At 39.1% G+C, this 21,214-nt stretch carries 34 protein-coding genes; all 34 read right to left on the bottom strand.

Going from position 1 to position 21,214, the window contains the following annotated elements; all coding sequences use genetic code 11:
* Positions 1–164 precede the first annotated feature (164 nt).
* On the bottom strand, positions 165–1,703 hold the full coding sequence (locus KFV02_RS03095) for an ASKHA domain-containing protein (protein WP_252380063.1): 1,539 nt from the start codon (positions 1,701–1,703) through the stop codon (positions 165–167).
* A gap of 209 nt (positions 1,704–1,912) precedes the next feature.
* Positions 1,913–2,965: a selenide, water dikinase SelD gene (gene selD / locus KFV02_RS03090; protein WP_252380062.1), complete on the bottom strand. Its 1,053-nt coding sequence runs from the start codon at positions 2,963–2,965 to the stop codon at positions 1,913–1,915.
* Between the two features lie 21 nt (positions 2,966–2,986).
* Positions 2,987–3,895: a selenium metabolism-associated LysR family transcriptional regulator gene (locus KFV02_RS03085; protein WP_252380061.1), complete on the bottom strand. Its 909-nt coding sequence runs from the start codon at positions 3,893–3,895 to the stop codon at positions 2,987–2,989.
* 138 nt (positions 3,896–4,033) lie between these two features.
* Positions 4,034–4,462, bottom strand: coding sequence for a 50S ribosomal protein L17 (rplQ, locus tag KFV02_RS03080; RefSeq protein WP_252380060.1), 429 nt, complete (start codon positions 4,460–4,462; stop codon positions 4,034–4,036).
* On the bottom strand, positions 4,452–5,495 hold the full coding sequence (locus KFV02_RS03075; RefSeq protein ID WP_252380094.1) for a DNA-directed RNA polymerase subunit alpha: 1,044 nt from the start codon (positions 5,493–5,495) through the stop codon (positions 4,452–4,454). Before KFV02_RS03075 ends, rplQ begins: the two co-directional genes overlap by 11 nt.
* 12 nt (positions 5,496–5,507) lie before the next feature.
* A complete protein-coding gene (gene rpsD, locus KFV02_RS03070; protein ID WP_252380059.1) occupies positions 5,508–6,134 on the bottom strand; it encodes a 30S ribosomal protein S4 in 627 nt (208 codons plus the stop codon).
* Positions 6,135–6,147: 13 nt separating this feature from the next.
* Complete coding sequence (rpsK, locus tag KFV02_RS03065) at positions 6,148–6,537, bottom strand: 30S ribosomal protein S11 (RefSeq protein ID WP_252380058.1); 390 nt, start codon at positions 6,535–6,537, stop codon at positions 6,148–6,150.
* Positions 6,538–6,556: 19 nt separating this feature from the next.
* On the bottom strand, positions 6,557–6,925 hold the full coding sequence (gene rpsM / locus KFV02_RS03060) for a 30S ribosomal protein S13 (protein ID WP_252380057.1): 369 nt from the start codon (positions 6,923–6,925) through the stop codon (positions 6,557–6,559).
* An 18-nt stretch (positions 6,926–6,943) separates the two neighbouring features.
* Positions 6,944–7,057, bottom strand: coding sequence for a 50S ribosomal protein L36 (rpmJ, locus tag KFV02_RS03055; protein WP_252380056.1), 114 nt, complete (start codon positions 7,055–7,057; stop codon positions 6,944–6,946).
* A gap of 13 nt (positions 7,058–7,070) precedes the next feature.
* Positions 7,071–7,835 (bottom strand): type I methionyl aminopeptidase, encoded by a 765-nt coding sequence (map, locus tag KFV02_RS03050; RefSeq protein ID WP_252380055.1) that lies wholly within the window; start codon positions 7,833–7,835, stop codon positions 7,071–7,073.
* Positions 7,836–7,838: 3 nt separating this feature from the next.
* Positions 7,839–9,137: a preprotein translocase subunit SecY gene (secY, locus tag KFV02_RS03045; RefSeq protein ID WP_252380093.1), complete on the bottom strand. Its 1,299-nt coding sequence runs from the start codon at positions 9,135–9,137 to the stop codon at positions 7,839–7,841.
* Positions 9,138–9,153: 16 nt separating this feature from the next.
* Positions 9,154–9,600, bottom strand: a complete 447-nt coding sequence (rplO, locus tag KFV02_RS03040) for a 50S ribosomal protein L15 (protein ID WP_252380054.1) — start codon at positions 9,598–9,600, stop codon at positions 9,154–9,156.
* Positions 9,600–9,770, bottom strand: a complete 171-nt coding sequence (rpmD, locus tag KFV02_RS03035) for a 50S ribosomal protein L30 (protein WP_252380053.1) — start codon at positions 9,768–9,770, stop codon at positions 9,600–9,602. The genes rplO and rpmD overlap by 1 nt, the downstream gene beginning before the upstream one ends.
* A gap of 9 nt (positions 9,771–9,779) precedes the next feature.
* Entirely contained in the window at positions 9,780–10,271 is a 492-nt protein-coding gene (rpsE, locus tag KFV02_RS03030) for a 30S ribosomal protein S5 (protein ID WP_252380052.1), read from the bottom strand.
* A 10-nt stretch (positions 10,272–10,281) separates the two neighbouring features.
* Positions 10,282–10,632, bottom strand: coding sequence for a 50S ribosomal protein L18 (gene rplR / locus KFV02_RS03025; RefSeq protein WP_252380051.1), 351 nt, complete (start codon positions 10,630–10,632; stop codon positions 10,282–10,284).
* 8 nt (positions 10,633–10,640) lie between these two features.
* Complete coding sequence (gene rplF / locus KFV02_RS03020; RefSeq protein WP_252380050.1) at positions 10,641–11,177, bottom strand: 50S ribosomal protein L6; 537 nt, start codon at positions 11,175–11,177, stop codon at positions 10,641–10,643.
* Positions 11,178–11,188: 11 nt separating this feature from the next.
* Entirely contained in the window at positions 11,189–11,572 is a 384-nt protein-coding gene (gene rpsH / locus KFV02_RS03015; RefSeq protein ID WP_252380049.1) for a 30S ribosomal protein S8, read from the bottom strand.
* Between the two features lie 14 nt (positions 11,573–11,586).
* A complete protein-coding gene (locus KFV02_RS03010; protein ID WP_252380048.1) occupies positions 11,587–11,772 on the bottom strand; it encodes a type Z 30S ribosomal protein S14 in 186 nt (61 codons plus the stop codon).
* Between the two features lie 11 nt (positions 11,773–11,783).
* On the bottom strand, positions 11,784–12,323 hold the full coding sequence (rplE, locus tag KFV02_RS03005) for a 50S ribosomal protein L5 (RefSeq protein WP_252380047.1): 540 nt from the start codon (positions 12,321–12,323) through the stop codon (positions 11,784–11,786).
* Positions 12,324–12,334: 11 nt separating this feature from the next.
* Positions 12,335–12,652 carry a 50S ribosomal protein L24 gene (gene rplX / locus KFV02_RS03000; protein WP_252380046.1) on the bottom strand — a complete coding sequence of 106 codons (318 nt, stop codon included), beginning with the start codon at positions 12,650–12,652 and terminating at the stop codon, positions 12,335–12,337.
* Position 12,653: 1 nt separating this feature from the next.
* Positions 12,654–13,022, bottom strand: coding sequence for a 50S ribosomal protein L14 (rplN, locus tag KFV02_RS02995; RefSeq protein WP_252380045.1), 369 nt, complete (start codon positions 13,020–13,022; stop codon positions 12,654–12,656).
* A 9-nt stretch (positions 13,023–13,031) separates the two neighbouring features.
* A complete protein-coding gene (gene rpsQ, locus KFV02_RS02990; RefSeq protein ID WP_252380044.1) occupies positions 13,032–13,301 on the bottom strand; it encodes a 30S ribosomal protein S17 in 270 nt (89 codons plus the stop codon).
* Complete coding sequence (rpmC, locus tag KFV02_RS02985) at positions 13,291–13,497, bottom strand: 50S ribosomal protein L29 (protein WP_252380043.1); 207 nt, start codon at positions 13,495–13,497, stop codon at positions 13,291–13,293. Before rpmC ends, rpsQ begins: the two co-directional genes overlap by 11 nt.
* Before the next feature lies 1 nt (position 13,498).
* Positions 13,499–13,909 carry a 50S ribosomal protein L16 gene (rplP, locus tag KFV02_RS02980; protein ID WP_252380042.1) on the bottom strand — a complete coding sequence of 137 codons (411 nt, stop codon included), beginning with the start codon at positions 13,907–13,909 and terminating at the stop codon, positions 13,499–13,501.
* Between the two features lie 2 nt (positions 13,910–13,911).
* Positions 13,912–14,547: a 30S ribosomal protein S3 gene (rpsC, locus tag KFV02_RS02975; RefSeq protein ID WP_252380041.1), complete on the bottom strand. Its 636-nt coding sequence runs from the start codon at positions 14,545–14,547 to the stop codon at positions 13,912–13,914.
* A 12-nt stretch (positions 14,548–14,559) separates the two neighbouring features.
* Positions 14,560–14,892, bottom strand: a complete 333-nt coding sequence (rplV, locus tag KFV02_RS02970) for a 50S ribosomal protein L22 (protein WP_252380040.1) — start codon at positions 14,890–14,892, stop codon at positions 14,560–14,562.
* Between the two features lie 15 nt (positions 14,893–14,907).
* Positions 14,908–15,195: a 30S ribosomal protein S19 gene (gene rpsS, locus KFV02_RS02965; protein WP_252380039.1), complete on the bottom strand. Its 288-nt coding sequence runs from the start codon at positions 15,193–15,195 to the stop codon at positions 14,908–14,910.
* Between the two features lie 12 nt (positions 15,196–15,207).
* Positions 15,208–16,035, bottom strand: a complete 828-nt coding sequence (gene rplB, locus KFV02_RS02960) for a 50S ribosomal protein L2 (protein WP_252380038.1) — start codon at positions 16,033–16,035, stop codon at positions 15,208–15,210.
* Between the two features lie 2 nt (positions 16,036–16,037).
* Positions 16,038–16,328, bottom strand: coding sequence for a 50S ribosomal protein L23 (gene rplW / locus KFV02_RS02955; RefSeq protein WP_252380037.1), 291 nt, complete (start codon positions 16,326–16,328; stop codon positions 16,038–16,040).
* Positions 16,329–16,330: 2 nt separating this feature from the next.
* Positions 16,331–16,951, bottom strand: coding sequence for a 50S ribosomal protein L4 (gene rplD / locus KFV02_RS02950; protein WP_252380036.1), 621 nt, complete (start codon positions 16,949–16,951; stop codon positions 16,331–16,333).
* 10 nt (positions 16,952–16,961) lie between these two features.
* A complete protein-coding gene (rplC, locus tag KFV02_RS02945; protein WP_252380035.1) occupies positions 16,962–17,594 on the bottom strand; it encodes a 50S ribosomal protein L3 in 633 nt (210 codons plus the stop codon).
* Positions 17,595–17,606: 12 nt separating this feature from the next.
* Positions 17,607–17,924: a 30S ribosomal protein S10 gene (rpsJ, locus tag KFV02_RS02940; RefSeq protein ID WP_252380034.1), complete on the bottom strand. Its 318-nt coding sequence runs from the start codon at positions 17,922–17,924 to the stop codon at positions 17,607–17,609.
* A 4-nt stretch (positions 17,925–17,928) separates the two neighbouring features.
* The gene (gene tuf / locus KFV02_RS02935) at positions 17,929–19,122 is read right to left on the bottom strand and encodes an elongation factor Tu (protein ID WP_252380033.1); all 1,194 of its coding nucleotides are present in this window, start codon (positions 19,120–19,122) and stop codon (positions 17,929–17,931) included.
* Between the two features lie 11 nt (positions 19,123–19,133).
* Positions 19,134–21,206, bottom strand: a complete 2,073-nt coding sequence (gene fusA / locus KFV02_RS02930) for an elongation factor G (protein WP_353617283.1) — start codon at positions 21,204–21,206, stop codon at positions 19,134–19,136.
* Positions 21,207–21,214 lie beyond the last annotated feature (8 nt).

The following is a 21,214-nucleotide window of genomic DNA, read 5'->3' as shown; positions in this document are numbered from 1 at the left end:
AGCAAATTTCTTTTCCATGCCTCCCTGCCCAGTGTAATGCTACCAAAGGCAACCCGTTTCTGCGGGATTCCACAGGGTAAATATCTCTTGGATGAGATTACCAGTCCTGTACAAAACTCAAAACAAGGGACTAAATATTCTCCCCTAGCCAGAGGGGGAGGACATTAACCAATCCTCCTGTCTTCATCAACAAAAGAAAACCGCATATGCTTGGCAAAATTCTCAGCCAGATAATCTCCGTGAGCCAAATTAATATATCGCACCTTATCTTTAAGCCCTTCCACCCAATTTCTGGCCCTTTCATCCTGGCAAAGTAATACACTCCCTTTCAGGGCAGTATTGCCCACAAAGCTGGTTTTGGCCTCCATTCCCTGTGGTAAAAAACCTAGTTCCTCAAGTGAACCTCCCTGCACATGTTGGCCAAATGCTCCGGCAATAAAAATTCTTCTTATATCTCTAAATGTTAACCCGGCCTTTTCAAGCAAGTAATTAATAGCCAGGTTAAAAGCAGCCTTCACCTTTAATATTTCTTCAATATCGTGCGCACTTAAATAAACTTCTTCAGTTAAATATAATCTATTTTCCTGTAGCCTCGCCTGAACTTTACGGGCCAAAGGATGGCGGCCTTCCTGAAAATGACCATTTCTATCCAGTATGCCAAGCTGAAGTAGAATACCTATCAAAGACAAATAGCCACTGCCCGAAATACGAAAATCTTTTTGCGGCCAGCCGCTAAGCCCGGAAGGTGTAAGAAAAAAACGGCTACAGACATCGTTATCTCCAAATACACTGCCAAATCTAAGCCCTACTCCCTCCAAGGCCGGCCCCATGGCTACACTAGTACACAAAAAAGTTCGGCTATCTTTGACCAAAACCATTTCCCCGTTAGTGCCAAGATCACAAAAAAGATAAGGATAACCATCCTCATCACGTTCAAACTCAATGTAAGTAAGTCCAGCGCTAATATCTGCGCCCACGAATGCTCCCAGAAGAGGCGGGATATAGAGCTTGGGAATATCTGGATTTAGCAACTCTTCACATCCTCCCCAATAATTAAGATTAAACGGGGCAAAACTTAGTTCCCGCACCTCAAGTCCAAGAAACAAGTAAATCATGGCCGGATTTCCCGCCAGAACAAGGGGACACTTATTTTCTCCGGCCTTGCTCACTATTTGGCCTACCTTGGCCTGTACCAGAGTTGTTAACAATTGCCTGTTCTTCTCACTTTCCAGGGCAAAGGCAAGCCTGGACACAACTTCTGCACCTGCTCCCATTTGGGGATTCAGGCACTGCCCTTTACTCACCTCCTTATCTGCATGAATAAGGGCCCACTTAATAGTTGTTGTGCCAAGATCAATGCCTAGACATACGGCAGGACTTTGACTTTTTTTTGAAAAATTAAAGTAACCTTTTGTTGAAGGGATTTCTATTTTTTGATTAGACTCAGGGAAATGAATACAAGCCAGTCGATACCCCAGTTCAAGCTCCCGAGGAGAAAGAATCTGCAAATCTTTAGGCTTTGGCTTTGGGGAGTTTGATACGAACTTAATTTTACATTGACCACAAAGACCTAAACCGGAACATAAAGGACGTTCTCTAATCAGACCATAAGTAAACAGGTTCTGAGCGTAAGTTTTTCTGGAATCAAAGTGAAGCTCTTGTGTTTCCAGAGAAGATTCCAAATAAATACTAATTTTTCTCACACCAGCAACTCGAAACTACAAGTTCAAATGTATGACAACTCACGGCATACTGCCACTAGCTTAAAACTGCTTAATTGCTTCTTACATAGAGCGGGGAGGGAACAATTATCCGCCATAAAATGGGGCTTAGAAAAAACAGGGTCTGGAAGTTGAGGTCAGGGAAGGACTATCCCCACTTAAGTTAATCATATTGAACCATAAATAGCGAATTACGGTCTCAAAATTAAGCCACCCTGAGCATCACTTGCAACCACCTGTCCAATGTGCTCAGCCAAATCACCTTTAGCCATTAAAAACTCACTAACTTCATCAACCTTTTCCTTGGCGACAGCCAGAACAAGTCCTCCTGAAGTTTGGGCATCAAAAATAAGATCAATAAGCAGTGGTTCAACTCCGTCTTCAATACTCACCGAGCAGTCACAAAAATGTTTATTGGCATAACTTCCGGCAGGGATCATGCCCACTGCAGCCAATTCTTTGGCTGAATCTAAAACAGGCACTTTTGAAGAATAAATTTCCACCACCACTTTGGAGGCCCTGGCCATCTCAAGAACATGTCCGCCCAGTCCAAAACCAGTTATGTCGGTAGCTCCTTTAATCCGGAACTTTTCTATGGCTTGACCAGCAAACTTATTCAAACGGGCGGCCCAAGTATATAAATCATTTTCTATTTTCTTTATATCTCCAAACTCGGCCTTAAGCGCCGTAGCCAGGACACCAGTCCCCAAGGGTTTTGTCAAAATAAGCTGGTCTCCAATGGTTAAACCTTTGTTGGTTGCAAATCTGTCTGGATCAACGACTCCGGATACAGCCAGGCCATATTTGATCTCATCATCTTCAACACTATGTCCTCCAGCCATGATCGCCCCGGCTTCCTTAATTTTGTTTAAGCCACCTTGCAATATTTTTGCTAATATTTGTTTGTCCATTTTTTTTACGGGAAAAAGGACGATATTCATGGCCGCCAAAGGGCTTCCACCCATGGCATATACATCAGACAAAGCATTGGCCGCTGCAATTTCGCCAAATTTATAGGGATCATTGACTATTGGTGTAAAAAAATCCACAGTCTGAATTAGAGCCTTTTTTTCGGGAAAACTTATAATGGATGCGTCTTCACAATCTTCCGGCCCAAGAATAAGACGTGGATGGTGCTGGTCTAAATTCAACTCTTGCAATATTTCCTCCAGGTCCCCTGGAGGGATTTTGGCAGCTCAACCCGCAGCCTTGACTGTCTGTACTAATGGAATCTTTTTACTCATGATTTGCCTTCCTTACTAGACTTAAGCAAAGATAAGTTCTTTAGCATGCTTTTTGGTATAGTTAATCAGTTTTAAAGCCGCTGGAAACAAGCTGCGCCTCTTGTGGTTGATAATGTAAAAATTTCTTTCCAAGTTTATACCCTCAACATTGACCTCAAACATTTTCTGGCTTTGGATATATTCCTGAACAGCCAGCTTGGACGTTACACCAATCCCAATCCCTGCAAGTAAACAACGAATTAGGGCCTCGGTACTCTGAACCATGGCTACGATATTTAAGTCTCTAATATCTATATTAGATTTAGTTAATGCTTTTTCCATGGCCTGCCTGGTACCGGAACCTTTTTCGCGCATAATCCACGGGATGTCTTTTAAACTATCAGGTACTATCCTGGGGGGAAGTTTACTTTTCATTGCTATTGGGGCAACAAAAATCAGATGATCCTTCATCAATAACTCATGTTCAAGATCATGATGTTCATAAATACCACCAACAACACCGAAATCCAATTTGCCATTCAAAACCATCGAACATACATTATTAGAATCTTCAACACGGAGATCAACACAAACACGTGGAAATTTTTCCAGGAAGTTGGCTAAAATTTTTGGCCACAAGTAATTTGCCGGAATAGTGCTTCCGCCCACAATTATTTCTCCCGCGACATTGTCTTTCAGTTCATTGATTTCCTGTTTGGTCCTGGCCAATAGCTGAAAAATCTCCTGGGCTCTAGAATATAAAAGTTGTGCCGCAGCAGTAGGGATAACACTACGCGCAGTACGATCAAATAGATTCACCCCTAATTCGGTTTCTAAAGCAGCGATATGCGCGCTTATCGTTGGCTGAGACAAATATAAATCATGACCAGCACGAGAAAAACTCTGGTGTTCGAAAACTTTGCAAAAAGCCTTAAGTCTTCTAAAATCCATAGTCACTAATTCCCTAAGAGATAAATTAAATTATAAAGATTATGTTTGAAGAGAGGCGTATTACATTTGCTAATCTTTGGAATAAGCTATATCTATAGTACAGAACAAAAAAAGAGAGGCCTGTAGGCCTCTCTCTAATTATACATTTTCTTCAATCTTTTCCGATGCATTATTTTCTTCTGAAGACTTCTCTTCAGTTACTGTTTCAACAGTCCGGCTAAACTCAATGACGGCCATAGGAGCTGCATCCCCTATTCTAGGTTGAGCAAATTTTACTACTCTGGTGAAACCACCTTTAACTTCTTGAAATCGTGGACCAATCTCATCAAAGAGCTTTTTAACAAGTTGGTGATTTTCTAAAATTTTATACGCTTGACGTCTGGCATGCAAATCACCTCTTAAAGCCAAAGTAACCAAGCGATCTGCAAGTTTGCTAAGTTCTTTGGCTTTGGGAACCGTTGTTTTAATCCTTTCATGAGTAATCAAAGACCTTGCCATATTACGAAGCATGGCCTTTCTATGCTCCCATGTACGGTTCAATTTTCTGCCTGATTTTCTATGCCTCATCTTCTTCCTTCCTCTTTTTCCATTCTTGATATTTTTCTTCAAAATTTTCTAGCTTCATACCAAATTCCAAGCCTAAACTATTTAATACTCGCCAGATATCATCAAGAGACTTCCGACCAAAATTTTTCATCTTGAGTAACTCTGATTCTGTTTTTTGGACTAATTCTCCAACCAAGTTGATTCCTGCTCCTTTCAGACAATTGCTTGCCCGCATAGGAAGCTCTAAGTCATCAATTGTCTTAAAAAGATTCGGATTCAATTCTTCATCTTGTTTAGAGGTTGAAGTATGAACATCTGTCACAGACTCATCAAAATTGATAAAAACTGATAATTGATCTTTTAAGATTTTAGCACTGTAAGCAAGTGCATCCTCTGGTATCACGGAACCATCTGTCCAAATCTCCAGAATCAGCTTGTCATAGTTGGTCATCTGGCCGACACGAGCCTGCTCTATGCTATAAGCTACCTTTTTAATGGGTGAAAAAGTAGCATCCATTGGGATTACACCAATCTGATCATCCAAACCTTCATGCATTTCAGCTGGAACATAACCTTTACCCATTCTAACTTCCATATCAATTACAAAATCAATATCATCTGTCAAAGTAGCTATGTGTAGATCAGGATTTAATACTTTTACATTTTGATTTTCTTGTATCGCAGAAGCCTTAACTTCGCCTTTTTCATTAGCTATCAACCGCAACTTTTGTGGCTCATCAGTTGTCATGGCAAATCGTACTTGTTTTAAATTAAGCACGATATCAGTAACATCTTCAATTACTCCAGGTATTGTTGTAAACTCGTGTTGAATGCCTTGAATTTTTATGGCTACAATAGCAGCTCCCTGCAAGGATGAAAGTAGTACACGACGCAAAGCATTGCCTATAGTTGTACCAAAACCTCTTTCAAGAGGTTCACATATAAACTTACCATAAGAGTCATTTGACTTTGCATCGCGGACAAGCTGATCTGGCTTTACAAGTTCAGACCAATTTCTTGTATTAATGAGCTTGTCACTGCTTTGAATAATCATCATTTCACCTACTTACTTGGAGTATAACTCAACAATTAGTTGCTCATTAATTGGAAAGGTAATGTCTTCTCTAGTCGGCAGGGACTTAATAGTTCCCTTGAAAGCCTTCTCATCAACCTCAATCCATCCTGGAAGACCTCTTCTGGCAATTACTTCTTGAGCTTCCTGTATTACTGGAATTTTTTTACTTTTTTCACGTACTTCAATTACATCACCTTCACGAACAAGAATTGATGGGATATTTACACGCCGACCATTTAAAATAAAGTGACCATGTCGTACTAGTTGCCTGGCTTGATTTCGGGAGTTTGCAAATCCCATCCGATATATAACATTATCTAATCGTCTTTCCAGAAGAATAAGGAGATTAGCTCCTGTTACACCTTTCTTTGAATCAGCAATTTTAAAGTATTTTCTAAACTGGCCTTCTAATAAACCATACATTCTTCTTACTTTTTGCTTTTCGCGTAACTGGATAGCATAATCACTAGGCTTTTTGCGAATCCTACCATGCATCCCGGGAGGATAAGCCCTTCTTTCATATGCACACTTGTCGGTATAGCAGCGGTCACCCTTTAAAAATAATTTAGTACCTTCTCTTTTGCATAATCTACATTTTGCTTCAGTATATCTAGCCAATTTTTATCCTCCTTTACACTCTTCGCCTTTTTGGTGGACGACATCCATTATGTGGTATCGGGGTAACATCACGGATAAAGGTGACCTTAAAACCAGCGGCGTTAATAGCCCTCATGGCAGATTCTCGTCCTGAACCTGGTCCTTTGACTAAAATTCCCACTGTACGCATGCCATTTTCTTGGGCCATTCTTGCTGCAGTCTCAGCAGCTTTTTGAGCGGCAAAGGGAGTACTCTTTCTTGATCCCTTAAATCCAGCCATCCCTGCACTAGCCCAACTTACAACATTACCGTTCATATCTGTAAAGGTTACTATAGTATTATTAAAGGTAGCATTAATATGGACTATGCCATTTGGGATATTTTTTTTCTCTTTTTTCTTTCCGCTTTTCTTTGGTTTAGCCATCACATTTCTCCAAAACTATTTATTTTTTCTTTTTAATAATGGACCTTCTTGGACCTTTTCTAGTCCGTGCATTTGTATGAGTTCTTTGTCCTCTTACAGGCAAACCCCTTCTATGTCTTAGTCCTCTATAACAACCAATATCCATTAGCCTTTTAATGTTTGCAGCTACTTCTCGTCGCAAATCACCTTCAACCTTGTAGTTGTTTTCAATCTCGTTCCTGATACGATTAACATCATCAGGTGTTAAATCATCAGTTTTTTTTGTCCAATCTATACCGGTTGCATCTAAAATTTTGAGAGCTGTAGATTGTCCAATGCCATAAATATAGGTTAAGGCAATGTCTAATCTCTTATTTTTTGGCAATTCAACCCCTGCTATTCTGGCCACGTTTTTTTCCCCCTAAATCTAACCTTGTCTTTGTTTATGTCTTGGATTTTCGCAAATAACTCTGAGAATGCCCTTCCTTCGTATAATCTTACACTTGGGGCAGATTTTTTTTACAGATGGTCTTACTTTCATATTACCCCCAAAATTATGGTTTACTTAAAATTAAAGGTCCTTGTTTTGTTATTGCTATAGTATGCTCAAAATGAGCCGACAGGCTTCTGTCTTTTGTTACCGCTGTCCATTTATCGGCTAAAATTTCAACCTGATCTGTACCCACGGCAACCATTGGTTCTATAGCCAAAACCATGCCTTTTTTCAATGGTAACCTCTGGGCAGTTTTCGGTACAAAATTTGGAACCTCTGGCTTCTCATGAAGTTTTGTTCCTATTCCATGACCTACAAACCTTTTAATAACAAAGTATCCATTATCTTCTACATGAGTCTGTATGGCTCTTGAAATGTCGTTTAAATCATTCCCAACAACTGCTTCTGCTATTCCTTTATAAAGTGATTCCTCTGTAACCTCTATTAATCTTGAAGCTTCGGGAGTTATCGTTCCTACAGGGTAAGTTCGAGCTGAGTCACCATAGAAGCCTTTATAAATAACTCCCATGTCAATACTGACAATATCTCCTTCAGTTAATATTCGCTCGGAAGGGAAGCTATGTACGATTTGCTCATTAACAGAGCAACATAATGCATATGGATATCCGTGATATCCCTTAAAAGCTGGCTTTACATCAAATTTTTGGCAAAGTTCTATGGCTAACCTTTCAAGAAAAATTGTTTTTATACCAGGCTTAATGCGTTCCCCAAGTTCTAGTAAAATTTGGGCTACAATACGATTGGCCTCCCTTAGGAGGCCAATTTCATAATCATTTTTTAAAAAGATACCTCTAAACTTTCTCAAAAATTAACGCCTTCCTTTTACTTTGGCTTTTGACATCAAACCTTCATATTGACTAGATATAAGATGGGACTGAAACTGAGACATAGTGTCCATCGCTACACCAACCACAATAAGAAGTGCTGTACCACCATAATAAAAAGGGACATTAAATTGTTTTATCAGAATCATAGGAAGGACACAAACTACAGATATATATATTGCACCCCAAAATGTGATCCTGGAAAGAACTTTGTCTATATATTCTTTGGTCTTAATCCCAGGTCTAATCCCTGGTATAAAACCACCTTGTTTTTTTAGATTATCAGCTATATCTTTGGGATCAAAAATGATTGCAGTATAAAAGTAACAAAAGAATATTATAAGAGCTACAAAAACTATATTATAAAGCACGGAGCCAGGTGCAAACAAACTAGATACTTTATTCAACCATTCAATGTGAGAAAAATTTGAAATTGTTGCTGGAAACATGAGTATTGATGAAGCAAAAATAGGAGGAATAACACCAGCAGTATTAACTCTTAGTGGTAGATGCGTAGTTTGTCCACCATATAGTTTGCGCCCCATCATTCTCTTAGCATATTGGATTGGTATCCTCCGTTGAGCACGTTCTACAAAAACGATACCGAGAAGAACGCCTGCCATGATTAAAAGCAAAAAAAGTAATACAAATAAAGTAACTTCTCCAGCAGACATTAAACGAAATGTATTTACGACTGCTGAAGGAAATCTTGCTACAATACCTGCAAATATGATAAGTGAAATACCATTACCAAGCCCAAATTCAGTAATCTGCTCTCCGAGCCACATTATAAAAATTGTTCCAGCAGTAAGTGTTAAAATAGTGATAAGTCTAAATGACCATCCTGCAGTATACACAATAGGAGCACCAGATGGACTACTCATATTTTCAAGGCCAATTGCTATACCGAGACCTTGTATTACAGTAATTAATACTGTTAGATATCTAGTATATTGAGTTATCTTCTTTCTGCCTGCTGCACCTTCTTCTTTGCTTAGTCTTGAAAGTTCTGGGCTTACTACTGTTAATAACTGCAAAATAATAGACGCGGAAATATATGGCATTATACCAAGAGCAAAAATGGAGAGTTTACTCAACCCTCCACCGGAAAACATATCAAATAAACCTAATAATGTATTCTGAGTACTTGCAAAAAAATCAGCTAAGGCATTACCATCAATTCCTGGAACCGGTATGTGTATACCTATTCTGTATACTGCTAATAAAAGAAACGTAAAAAAAATTCTTTTCTTTAGCTCAGCTAAGCCTGAATTCTCAATCATCCCAGGTTTCACTCTTTTATCCTTCTAATGAAATTGCAGTTCCACCTGCTTTATTAATTTTTTCTATTGCTGACTTACTAAATCTATGTGCTGTTATTTTTATAGGCTTATCTATCTGTCCATTTCCTAAAATTTTAACAGGCAATTTTTTTTTCACTAAACCTCTTTTATATATATCTTCTATATCTACTTCGCTGGCGTCACTAAAATATTTACTTATTTTATCCAGATTTATTACAGCATATTCTGTACGAAAGGGATTCTTAAATCCACGCTTAGGGAGACGTCTTTGTAAAGGCATCTGACCGCCTTCAAACCATGGTTGAACACCACCTCCAGCACGTGAATTCTGTCCTTTATTACCTTTACCGGCTGTACAACCGGTTCCTGTTGCTGACCCCCGACCAATTCTTTTTTTCTGCTTTCGTTCTTCTTGAAAAGGGTATAATTCATGTATTTTCATTATTCGACCACCTCAACAAAATTATCAACTTTTTTTATCATTCCAAGAACAGCTTCATTTTTTGGCAGTTCACGCACCTGATTTAATTTTTTAAAGCCTAATGCTTGGATGGTTTTCTTTTGCTTTGGCTTTGCACCAATTGTGCTTTTGATTAATTTAACTTTAATCATTTTCTTCACCTATTGTTTTATTAACTGTACTTCTTTTTCTCTTTGAAGACTAATTTCCTCAGGAGTTGTCAGCTCTTTTAAGCCTTCCATTGTTGCTTTTAAAACATTATGAGGATTATTGGTGCCAATAGCCTTAGTCAATATATCTTTTACACCAACCGCTTCAAGTACAGCACGAACCGGGCCACCTGCAATAATCCCAGTACCTTTGCTAGCGGGCTTAAGAAGAACTCTGCCTGCTCCGTACTCACCAATAACTTGAAATGGTATAGTTGTACCAGACAATGCAATTTTTACCATATTCCTTTTTGCCCTATCTGTAGCCTTACGAATAGCTTCTGGTACTTGGTTTGCTTTTCCTAACCCATATCCAACCTTTCCCTTGCCATCTCCGACTACGACTAGGGCGCTAAAACTGAACCTGCGACCACCTTTAACAACTTTAGCAACTCGATTTAAATATACAATTTTCTCTGTTAATTCTAATTCATTGTGTTGCATTTACTACCTCTTAAAATTTTAAACCACCTTTGCGGGCTCCATCAGCCAGGGCTTTTACACGACCATGATACAAATACCCATTCCGGTCAAAAACTACTGATTTTATATTCTTTTCTAATGCTTTTTCAGCAATTTTTTGACCGACTAACTCAGCAGTTTCTTTATTTAACTTGGAAGGTTCTTCAAGTGTTAAAGATGAGAAAGAAGCTAAAGTTTGACCAGCTTGATCATTTATTATTTGTGCATAAATATGTTTATTTGATCTAAATACCACTAATCTTGGTCTTTCAGTGGTCCCGTAAATTTTTTTTCTGATTCTTATTTTTCTTTTTTTCCGAGCTTGGTTTTTTGTCAGTTTCATAGCTTTACCTACTTTCCACCTGATTTTCCTGCTTTTCTACGAATATGTTCATCAATATATTTTATGCCCTTACCCTTATAAGGTTCAGGAGGTCGAACTCTCCTTACCTTAGCGGCAAATTCACCAACTAGGTGTTTATCAATGCCCATAATAGTCAGCTTGTTTCCATCAGCCTTAGCGTCGATGTCTTGAGGCAAATCGATTGTTACCGGATGAGAGTATCCAACGTTAAGTTCAATGGTTTTACCCTTTACGTTGACTTTGTACCCAATACCAACTACTTCTAGTGTTTTAGTAAATCCTTTACTTACACCAATAATGGCATTATCAAGTAGGGTTCTTCTAAGACCATGTTGTTCTCGTGCAGTTCGAGTATCATCAACTCTTTTTACTAAAATTTGATTATCTTCAATTTGGTAATCAATTTTTTCATGAGTTTGTACTTTCAACTGCCCTTTTGGGCCTTTTACTAAAATACTATCTTTTTCTTTTTTAACTTCAACCCCTTGCGGGATTGTAATAGGCTTTTTTCCAATTCTAGACATATGAAACCTCTCTACCAGATCTCACAAATTAATTCGCCGCCAACTCTCTTTTGTTTGGCCTCTTTTCCCTCTAGTATACCTTGCGAAGTAGATAAAATACAAATTCCTAAACCGTTTCTAACATTTGGTATTTCATCAGCCTTTACATAAACTCTTCTTCCAGGTTTTGAAACTTTAGTTAATCCTTTAATTACTGGTTTTCCTTTGAAATATTTAAGCTTAATCTTGAGCTCTCTTTCACTGGGTAAATAATCAGTTATAAATCCCTCTCGCTTGAGAATATTAGCTATCTCAAGTTTTGATTTGCTTAAGGGAACATTCACGTCTTTATGTAATGCCGTATAGGCATTTCTAATCCTAGTTAGCATATCTGCAATTGGATCAACAACAGGCATTTTTTTCTCCTCTATTACCAACTGGATTTACGGACACCTGGAAGTTCACCGGCTAGAGCCATATTACGGAAACATATCCTGCATATTCCAAACTTTCTTAAAAAGGCTCTTGGTCGGCCACATATCGGACAACGATTATATTTACGTGTTGAAAACTTAGGTTTTCTCCTAGCTTTTACCATTAGGGCTTTACGAGTCAAAACAGACCTCCTTACTTCTTAAAAGGCATTCCTAGTAAATTTAAAAGAGCTTTGCCTTCTTTATCAGTTTTTGCCGTAGTCACAATTGTAATGTTCATACCTTTAGCACGATCTACTTTATCTAAATCTATCTCAGGAAATATTGTATGTTCTTTTATACCTAAAGTAAAATTTCCACGACCATCAAATCCTCTATCTGGTACACCACGAAAATCTCTTACTCTTGGCAAGGCAACATTAAAGAGTTTATCCAAGAAGGCCCACATCCTTTCCCTGCGCAATGTAACTCTGCATCCAACGGGCATTCCTTCACGTAATTTAAAAGCTGCTATTGATTTTTTAGCCCTGGTTATTACAGCTCTTTGTCCAGCAATTAAAGTTAACTCTTCAACCGCATCCTGAATAATCTTATTATTTTGGCTACCTTCTCCAAGTCCCATATTTAAAGAAACTTTTTTAATTGTTGGGACTTGCATTGTTGATTTGTAATTGAACTCTTTAAAAAGCTTTGGTGCGATTTCTTCTTTGAATTTTTTTTCAAGTCTAATCATTTTCAACCCTACTAAATAGTCTCGTTACATTTCTTACAATATCGAACCTTTTTTCCACCATCTGTAATCTTAAAACCAACCCTGGTTGGCTTTGAGCAAGATTCACACACTAAAGCAATATTGGAAATGTGAATTGGTGCCTCTTTTTCAATGATTCCGCCCTGTTGATTCTGGTAGGGGTTTGGCTTTACATGTCTCTTAACTTTATTAATCCCTTCAACTATAACCTTATCTTTCTTGCGCAGCACCTTTAAAACTTTTCCAATTTTATTTTTATCTTTGCCGGCAATCACCATTACTTTATCGTTCTGTAATATCTTCCTTGCCATTTTATAATACCTCTGGTGCGAGTGATACTATTTTCATAAAATTTTTTGCTCTAAGCTCACGTGCAACAGGTCCAAAAATTCTTGTTCCTATAGGTTCTAAATTCTTATTTAACAACACTGCTGAATTATTATCGAAACGTATATATGATCCATCAGGTCTACCAATTTCTTTTTTGGTTCTGACTATTACTGCTTTATATACGTCACCTTTTTTTACCTTTGAGTGTGGCATTGCATCTTTAACAGATACAACAATTATATCTCCTATACGGGCATATCTTCTTTTACTGCCACCCAATACTTTTATACAGGCAACCTTTTTGGCGCCAGAATTATCAGCTACATCAAGTGTTGATTGAACTTGAATCATAGTTAACCTCTATACTGCTTTTTCTATAATTTTTAGTAAATGCCATCTTTTACGTGCACTTAATGGGCGATGTTCAATAATTTGGACTTTATCGCCAACTGAGCATTCATTTTTAGGATCATGTGCCATAAATTTTTTTCTTCGACGAATATACTTCTTCAATAATGGGTGCTTAACCAATGTTTCAACTCGAACAACTATTGTTTTATCATTTTTATCGCTAACAACGAAACCTACAAGGGTTCTTTTATTGCTTTTTTTTAGGTTACTATCTGTCATCTCCTGACTCCATTTGTTTTTCTCTCAATATTGTCAATATTCGAGCTATAGTTCTTTTTACTTGTGGAATGCGCTGTGTGTTTTCGAGTTGTGCAGTTGCATGCTGAAATCTGAGATTAAATAATTCTTGTCTGAAGTCATTTAACTTATCATGCAGCTCAGCAATGCTAAGATTGCGTAATTCTTGAGCTTTCACCTTACATCTCCTTTTCCACAATAGCTGTTTTTATGGGTAGTTTGTAAGATGCCCTTTTCAAGGCTTCTTTAGCCAAATTTATATCTACCCCTTTTATTTCATATAATATCTTGCCAGGCTTAACAGGACAGCACCAGCCCACAGGGGAACCCTTACCTTTACCTTGTCTTGTTTCAGCTGGCTTGGCAGTTATTGGCTTATCAGGAAATATGCGTATAAAAACCTTTCCACCTCTTTTTATATGACGCATCATTGCGACACGAGCTGCTTCTATCTGCTGGTTTGTAATTTTACCAGGCTCTAAGGCTTTTAAACCAACATCACCAAAATTTATCTCGGTGCCTCTTGTGGCTTTTCCTTTGATTCTACCTTTTTGTTGTTTGCGAAATTTTACTTTTTTAGGGCTAAGCATCGTTATTTAACCTCATTTAATATATCACCTTTGTAAATCCAGACCTTTATCCCAATAACTCCGTAAGTTGTATTGGCTTCGGCAAAACCATAATCTATATCTGCACGAAGTGTATGCAAAGGTACACGACCTTCTCTTTGCCATTCTGTTCTGGCTATCTCCGCACCTCCAAGTCTCCCGGCACAAGAAATTTTTATACCTTGAGCTCCAAACTTCTGAGCCAAACTTATTGACCTCTTCATAGCACGGCGGAATGCAACTCTTCTCTCTAACTGCAATGCTACATTTTCGGCTACTAATTGAGCATCAGTTTCAGGACGCCGTACTTCATTAACTTCTATTACAAAATCATGCTTAAACTTCTTTTTCAGTTCTTGTCGTAGCTTTTCTATTTCTACGCCTTTTCGGCCAATAACAATGCCTGGACGGGCTGTATTTATAATTAACCTTACTTTATCTGCTGCTCTCTCTATCTCAATTCTAGATATTCCTGCGTGATATAGCTTACCTTTTACATATTTTCTTATCTGTTTATCTTCATAGACATATTTTGGATAATTATATTTGCTATACCAGCGTGACAACCAGTTCTTATTATAGCCCAAACGAAAACCGTAAGGATGTACTTTTTGACCCAAGACTTCGCCCTCCTATAGCTCATCTACTATTACAGTGATATGACTAGTTCTCTTTAAGATTCTATATGCCCTACCCATAGCTCTTGGCTGAATCCTTTTCCAAGAAGGTCCACCATCGACCCTTACCTGTTTAACATACAGATTATCAATATCTAAACTATAGTTCTGCTCTGCATTTGCCAGGGCTGAATTTAAAACCTTATTTATAATCCTTGCAGCCTTTTTAGGTGTAAACTTCAAGATATTTAAAGCTTCTTCAACTGGTTTTCCTTTTATTATTTCTGCAACTAAACGTGCCTTGCGTGGAGAAATCCTTACATATTTTGCTGTAGCTTTTGCTTCCATAATTTAAACCTTCAATTATTTTTTTCCTTTTGCCTTACTCTTTTTATCTGCAGCATGACCATAGTATGTTCTGGTAGGAGCAAATTCTCCCAATTTATGCCCAACCATATTCTCTGTCACAAAAACTGGAATAAACTTTCTACCATTATGTACAGCAAATGTAAGACCTACCATTTCAGGTATAATCGTAGATCTTCTTGACCACGTTTTAATAACTTTTCTACTTCGTTCTTCTCTGGCCTTTATTACTTTTTTTAGCAGATGATCATCAACAAATGGACCTTTCTTAACTGATCTGGGCATAGTTACTCCTAATTATTTAGTCCGCCTTTTTACAATTAGTTTTGTTGACTGCTTCTTCGGATTTCTAGTCTTATAACCCTTTGTCGGCCAACCCCAGGGTGATACAGGATGTCTCCCACCAGAACTTTTTCCTTCACCACCTCCAAGGGGATGGTCAATGGGGTTCATAGCAACACCCCTTACCTTTGGCCTACGACCTAACCACCGGTTTCTACCGGCCTTTCCCAAGGAAATATTTTCGTGATCTACATTTCCAACTTGACCCACTGTAGCTATATTTGAGGCCAACACATTTCGCATCTCTCCGGACGGAAGTCTAAGCAAAGCATATTTACCTTCTTTTGCTACCAACTGAGCATAAGTTCCTGCTGAACGAGCCAATTGACCGCCCTTACCTGGATAAAGCTCTATATTATGTACTATCGTACCTACTGGTATCTTAGCAAGTGGGAGGGCATTTCCTGGTTTTATATCAACCTTTTCACCTGCTACCACCTGATCGCCTACTTTTAAACCAAGTGGAGCCAATATATATCTCTTTTCGCCATCAGCGTAAGTTAATAATGCGATTCTGGCACTCCTGTTTGGATCATACTCTATAGAGGTAACTTTAGCTGGAACATTAAATTTATCACGTTTAAAATCAATTATTCTATATCGACGTTTATTTCCACCACCACGCCGACGGGAAGTAATTCTTCCTAAATTATTACGCCCACTTTTCTTTGAAAGTCCTATAACAAGGGACTTCTCAGGGGTTGTTCTTGTAATCTCCTCGAAAGTGGATACTGTCTGAAACCTTCTCCCGGGCGAAGTAGGCTTTAGCTTTCTTATAGCCATTTTTATACCCCTTCAAAAAATTCTATTTTATCGCCTGCTGAAAGAGAAACATAGGCTTTCTTGTAGCCAGATTTCTTACCAACTACGCGTCCAAATCTCTTTCGGAGAACAGGCTTCTGTCGAACTATACTTACCTTTTCAACTTTTACATTAAACAGTGACTCAACAGCTTTTTTTATCTGATACTTGTTCGCGTCAGGATGAACAATAAAAACTACTTTATTATAAGCATCCTTTAGGAGGGTTGCCTTTTCTGATATTAGAGGCTTTATCAGTATTTGTGTACTATCCATAACTATCCTAACCTCTCTTGCAATTTCTCAACAGCCTGCTTATCTAATATTAACTCTTGATGCTTTAAAATATCGTAGGCTGTTAAAGAATCTTGTGTAACTACTTGAACACCAGGTACATTCCGAGCGGAAAGTTCAAGAGTGTTATACTTTTCTGCTAGAACAATCAAGGGTTTTTTCAAACCTAATTTATTTTTTATCTCAACAAATTTTTTTGTTTTAATCTCCGGAAGTTCAAACTTTTCTATGACCTTTAAGCTTTCATCTAAATACTTTGCTGATAAGGCCATCTTAAGTGCGAGTTGTCTTACCTTTTTATTCAATTTAAAAGAATAATCCCGTGGTTGAGGACCATGAGCTACGGCTCCTCCCTTCCATAATGGTGAACGGATTGAACCAGCTCTTGCCCTTCCAGTTCCTTTTTGCCGCCAAGGTTTTCTCCCTCCACCCCTTATCGTGGCACGATTTTTTACACTGGCTGTACCAGACCTTTTTGCGGCTAAATGATATCTGACAGCTTGATGTAAAATTTCAGGCTTAACAGCAACTGAAAAGACTTCCTCTTTCAAATCGATTTCGCCTATTTGAACATTATCCTGAGAATATACTTTTGTCTTTATCATCTTATGCCTCTTAGCTCTTCTTTCGTAATATAACTAAACTATGCTTTGAGCCTGGAACTTGACCTTTGATCAAAATAAGATTTTCTTTGGGTCGAATGTCCACGATTTCAGCGTTTACATATGTTACCTTTCTATTGCCCATATGACCGGCCATCTTCTTTCCCTTAAAAACTCTGCTCGGATAAGCACATTGTCCGATAGCACCTGGCGAACGATGTACCTTCTCATGTCCGTGAGATGCTGGTGAGCCTCCAAAATTCCAGCGCTTCATTACGCCTGCAAAGCCTTTACCTTTAGATGTACCTGTTACTTTAACTTTTTCACCAGGCTGAAAAATCTCTACCGTTATATCCTGTCCAAGCTCATATTGTTCTACATCGTCAACTCTAAACTCTTTTAAATGCTTAAAGTACCCTCTTTCAGCTTTTTTTAAATGACCCTGTTCAGGTTTATTTAATTTGTGGCCAGGAACTTCTCCAAAGCCAAGCTGTATTGCATTATATCCTTCTTTATCGAGAGTCTTCTTCTGGATCACGGGACAAGGACCAGCCTGGACAACAGTTACTGGGATAACTGATCCGTCTTCTCCAAAAATTCTTGTCATTCCAATTTTTTTTCCGATAATTCCCAAACTATTGCTCATTTTGTCCTCACACTATAGCTTTATTTCAACATCAACACCTGCAGGTAAATTCAACTTACCTAATGCATCTACGGTTTGCTGTGTCGGTTCTAATATATCTAAAAGCCTTTTGTGGACACGCATTTCAAATTGTTCACGTGATTTTTTATCTACATGAACGGAGCGGTTAACAGTCACTTTATGAATCCTTGTTGGTAAGGGAATTGGGCCGGCAATGCTAGCACCGGTATTTCTGGCTGAATCTACAATCTCTGATACGGCTTTATCTAAAATACGATAATCATAAGCTTTTAACTTTATTCTAATACGATCTCTATTCATAGTTACCATAGTACTACTCCATAATTTCTGAAACAACACCAGCACCTACGGTCCTACCGCCTTCACGGATAGCAAACCTTAATCCCTTTTCCATGGCTATAGGTGCTATTAATTCTACCTCAAATGTGGTGTTGTCACCAGGCATGATCATCTCTACTCCCTCGGGCAATGTCACCACACCGGTTACGTCCGTGGTCCTGAAATAAAACTGAGGACGGTAGCCTGAGAAGAACGGAGTATGACGACCTCCCTCTTCCTTGTTCAATACATAAACTTCTGCCTTAAACTTACGATGCGGGGTAATTGAACCGGGCGCTGCCAATACCTGACCACGCTCAACCTCATCTCTCTTAATACCCCTCAACAATACTCCAACATTATCTCCGGCCTCTCCCTGATCCAATATCTTCCTGAACATCTCTACGCCGGTACATACTGTCTTCATCGTCTCCTTCATTCCTACAATCTCTACTTCATCTCCTACCTTGATAATACCAAGCTCTACCCTTCCTGTTACCACTGTACCGCGACCGGAAATTGAAAATAGATCCTCTATTGGCATCAAAAATGGCTTGTCTATATCACGTTGAGGCTCTGGGATATACTCGTCACATGCATCCATCAACTCGTATATGCACTTTACATCTTCACTGTCAGCACTATCTGCCTCCAACGCCTTCAATGCGCTGCCCTGAATTACTGGAATCTCATCTCCAGGAAATCCATACTTGGACAATAACTCACGCACCTCAAGCTCTACCAACTCCAAAAGCTCTGGATCGTCTACCAAATCTACCTTGTTCAAAAACACTACCAGACTAGGTACTCCTACCTGACGGGCCAACAATATATGCTCACGGGTCTGAGGCATTGGACCGTCTGTTGCTGCTACCACCAATATAGCCCCGTCCATCTGAGCAGCACCTGTAATCATGTTCTTGATGTAGTCAGCATGACCAGGACAGTCTACGTGCGCATAGTGACGCTTATCTGTCTCATACTCAACATGAGCTGTTGCAATGGTAATTCCCCTCTCCTTCTCCTCAGGTGCCTTGTCAATCTGATCAAAAGCTACAAACTCAGCAGCCCCCCTCATGCTCAACGCCTTTGTTATCGCTGCTGTCAATGTGGTCTTACCATGGTCAATATGACCGATTGTACCAATATTTACATGCGGCTTCTTACGCTCAAATTTTGCCTTACTCATAACCTTACCCCCTATTTGTTCTTCAGAAGTTCTTCAGCGAGTCCTGCTGGGACTTTTTCATAGTGATCAAATTGCATTGTATACGTTGCCCGACCTTGTGTCTTGGACCTAAGCTCGGTGGCGTAACCAAACATACTACTCAATGGTACGTGGGCTCTAATGATTTGAGTTCCTAGCCGTGGTTCAAGGTTTATAACTTTTCCTCTGCGTCCGGTTATATCGCCCATTACATCACCAAGATACTCTTCAGGAGTTAGGACCTCAACATACATAATCGGTTCAAGAAGAACAGGCCCAGCCTTCTGGCATGCATCCTTTATGGCCATGGAACCTGCTATGTAAAAGGCCTGTTCAGATGAATCAACTTCGTGATAGGAACCATAAACAAGGTTTACTTTTATATCAACTACAGGATATCCAGCAAGAACGCCGTTTTGTAGAGCATCCTGAATACCTTTATCTATCGCTGGGATATATTCTTTTGGAATCACTCCACCAGTAATTGAGTTAACAAACTCATAACCGGATCCGGGCTCAAGTGGTTCTATTTCAATAACTACATGACCATATTGACCGCGACCACCTGTCTGTTTAACATATTTAGTTTCATGTTTGACGGGTTTGGTTATTGTTTCACGATAAGCAACTTGAGGCTGACCAACATTGGCATCTACTTTAAATTCTCTTGTTAAGCGGTCAACTATGATCTCGAGATGCAACTCGCCCATTCCGGCAATCAAAGTCTGACCTGTTTCCTCATTTGTCTTAACCCTAAAAGATGGATCCTCTTTGGCTAATTTCTGCAATGCATTACTTAATGAATCACGATCTGCTTTTGTTTTGGGTTCTATTGCAACTTCAATTACTGGTTCAGGGAAATCCATGGACTCAAGAAGAACTGGCCTCTCTAAAGAACATAAGGTTTCACCGGTTGCAGTATACTTTAGACCAACAGCAGCTACAATATCACCGGCATAAGCCTCTTTTATCTCTTCACGCTTATTAGCGTGCATTTTTAGTAGCCTTCCTATACGCTCTTTTCTCCCAGTTACAGCGTTTACAACTGTCATCCCGGTCTGAATATATCCGGAATAAATACGCAGAAAGGTTAAATGCCCAATAAATGGGTCAGACATCAGTTTGAAAGCCAATGCACTTAAAGGCTCATCATCAGATGCGTGACATACTATTTCTTCTCCGGTTTGCGGATCTTTTCCTTTAATCGCCGGAATATCTACTGGAGAGGGTAAGTAATCGACAATGGCATCAAGTAGAGGTTGCACACCTTTGTTTTTAAAGGCGGCTCCACAGAGTACCGGGCATATTTTTAGTGAAATCGTTGCCTTTCGAATACCTACCCTTAACTCCTCAGGCTCTAATTCTTCACCGCTCAGATACTTTTCGAGTAATTCTTCATCCTCTTCTGCAATGGCTTCAACCATTACTTGACGCCAATTTTCTGCTTCTTCTTTTAATTCGTCAGGAATATCAACATACTCATATTTCTTGCCCAGGGTCTGGTCATCAAAGATCATGGCTTTGCCTTGAATAAGATCTACAACGCCTTTGAAATTATCCTCAGCACCAATAGGTATTTGCAAGGGTACAGGCTTGGCTTTCAGCCTTTCTTTAATCATATCGACAACACGGAAAAAATCTGCGCCAGTACGATCCATCTTGTTTACGAAAGCCATCCTGGGCACTTTATATCTATCTGCCTGACGCCAAACTGTTTCTGACTGTGGCTCGACTCCGCCCACAGCACAGAAAACAGCAATTGCACCATCAAGCACACGCAGGGATCTTTCTACTTCTACAGTAAAGTCAACGTGTCCTGGAGTATCAATAATATTAATACGATGATCTTTCCAAAAACATGTAGTTGCAGCTGAGGTAATGGTTATTCCTCTTTCCTGCTCCTGTTCCATCCAATCCATGGTGGCCTCGCCATCATGGACTTCTCCTATCTTATGGGATACTCCCGTATAGAAAAGTATACGCTCTGTCGTTGTTGTTTTGCCCGCATCAATGTGGGCCATTATCCCAATATTTCTCTGCTTCTCAATAGGTACAAGTCTTGCCACAATCAATC

Origin of the sequence: Desulfovulcanus ferrireducens (genome assembly GCF_018704065.1) — a bacterium.
GTDB classification, from domain to species: Bacteria; Desulfobacterota; Desulfovibrionia; order Desulfovibrionales; family Desulfonatronovibrionaceae; genus Desulfovulcanus; species Desulfovulcanus ferrireducens.
Note: the sequence above shows the minus strand (reverse complement) of the source record. Positions and strands in the feature narration are given on the sequence as shown.

What these genes read in the sequence shown, in the direction of transcription:
- KFV02_RS03085 (WP_252380061.1), bottom strand. Translation starts at nt 3,895, where the DNA reads ATGGATTTTAGAAGACTTAAGGCTTTTTGCAAAGTTTTCGAACACCAG.
- rplQ (WP_252380060.1), bottom strand. Translation starts at nt 4,462, where the DNA reads ATGAGGCATAGAAAATCAGGCAGAAAATTGAACCGTACATGGGAGCAT.
- KFV02_RS03075 (WP_252380094.1), bottom strand. Translation starts at nt 5,495, where the DNA reads ATGATTATTCAAAGCAGTGACAAGCTCATTAATACAAGAAATTGGTCT.
- rpsK (WP_252380058.1), bottom strand. Translation starts at nt 6,537, where the DNA reads ATGGCTAAACCAAAGAAAAGCGGAAAGAAAAAAGAGAAAAAAAATATC.
- rpmJ (WP_252380056.1), bottom strand. Translation starts at nt 7,057, where the DNA reads ATGAAAGTAAGACCATCTGTAAAAAAAATCTGCCCCAAGTGTAAGATT.
- secY (WP_252380093.1), bottom strand. Translation starts at nt 9,137, where the DNA reads ATGATTGAGAATTCAGGCTTAGCTGAGCTAAAGAAAAGAATTTTTTTT.
- rplO (WP_252380054.1), bottom strand. Translation starts at nt 9,600, where the DNA reads ATGAAAATACATGAATTATACCCTTTTCAAGAAGAACGAAAGCAGAAA.
- rpmD (WP_252380053.1), bottom strand. Translation starts at nt 9,770, where the DNA reads ATGATTAAAGTTAAATTAATCAAAAGCACAATTGGTGCAAAGCCAAAG.
- rpsE (WP_252380052.1), bottom strand. Translation starts at nt 10,271, where the DNA reads ATGCAACACAATGAATTAGAATTAACAGAGAAAATTGTATATTTAAAT.
- rplR (WP_252380051.1), bottom strand. Translation starts at nt 10,632, where the DNA reads ATGAAACTGACAAAAAACCAAGCTCGGAAAAAAAGAAAAATAAGAATC.
- rplF (WP_252380050.1), bottom strand. Translation starts at nt 11,177, where the DNA reads ATGTCTAGAATTGGAAAAAAGCCTATTACAATCCCGCAAGGGGTTGAA.
- rpsH (WP_252380049.1), bottom strand. Translation starts at nt 11,572, where the DNA reads ATGCCTGTTGTTGATCCAATTGCAGATATGCTAACTAGGATTAGAAAT.
- rplE (WP_252380047.1), bottom strand. Translation starts at nt 12,323, where the DNA reads ATGATTAGACTTGAAAAAAAATTCAAAGAAGAAATCGCACCAAAGCTT.
- rplX (WP_252380046.1), bottom strand. Translation starts at nt 12,652, where the DNA reads ATGGCAAGGAAGATATTACAGAACGATAAAGTAATGGTGATTGCCGGC.
- rplN (WP_252380045.1), bottom strand. Translation starts at nt 13,022, where the DNA reads ATGATTCAAGTTCAATCAACACTTGATGTAGCTGATAATTCTGGCGCC.
- rpsQ (WP_252380044.1), bottom strand. Translation starts at nt 13,301, where the DNA reads ATGACAGATAGTAACCTAAAAAAAAGCAATAAAAGAACCCTTGTAGGT.
- rplP (WP_252380042.1), bottom strand. Translation starts at nt 13,909, where the DNA reads ATGCTTAGCCCTAAAAAAGTAAAATTTCGCAAACAACAAAAAGGTAGA.
- rplV (WP_252380040.1), bottom strand. Translation starts at nt 14,892, where the DNA reads ATGGAAGCAAAAGCTACAGCAAAATATGTAAGGATTTCTCCACGCAAG.
- rpsS (WP_252380039.1), bottom strand. Translation starts at nt 15,195, where the DNA reads ATGCCCAGATCAGTTAAGAAAGGTCCATTTGTTGATGATCATCTGCTA.
- rplB (WP_252380038.1), bottom strand. Translation starts at nt 16,035, where the DNA reads ATGGCTATAAGAAAGCTAAAGCCTACTTCGCCCGGGAGAAGGTTTCAG.
- rplW (WP_252380037.1), bottom strand. Translation starts at nt 16,328, where the DNA reads ATGGATAGTACACAAATACTGATAAAGCCTCTAATATCAGAAAAGGCA.
- rplD (WP_252380036.1), bottom strand. Translation starts at nt 16,951, where the DNA reads ATGATAAAGACAAAAGTATATTCTCAGGATAATGTTCAAATAGGCGAA.
- rplC (WP_252380035.1), bottom strand. Translation starts at nt 17,594, where the DNA reads ATGAGCAATAGTTTGGGAATTATCGGAAAAAAAATTGGAATGACAAGA.
- rpsJ (WP_252380034.1), bottom strand. Translation starts at nt 17,924, where the DNA reads ATGGTAACTATGAATAGAGATCGTATTAGAATAAAGTTAAAAGCTTAT.
- tuf (WP_252380033.1), bottom strand. Translation starts at nt 19,122, where the DNA reads ATGAGTAAGGCAAAATTTGAGCGTAAGAAGCCGCATGTAAATATTGGT.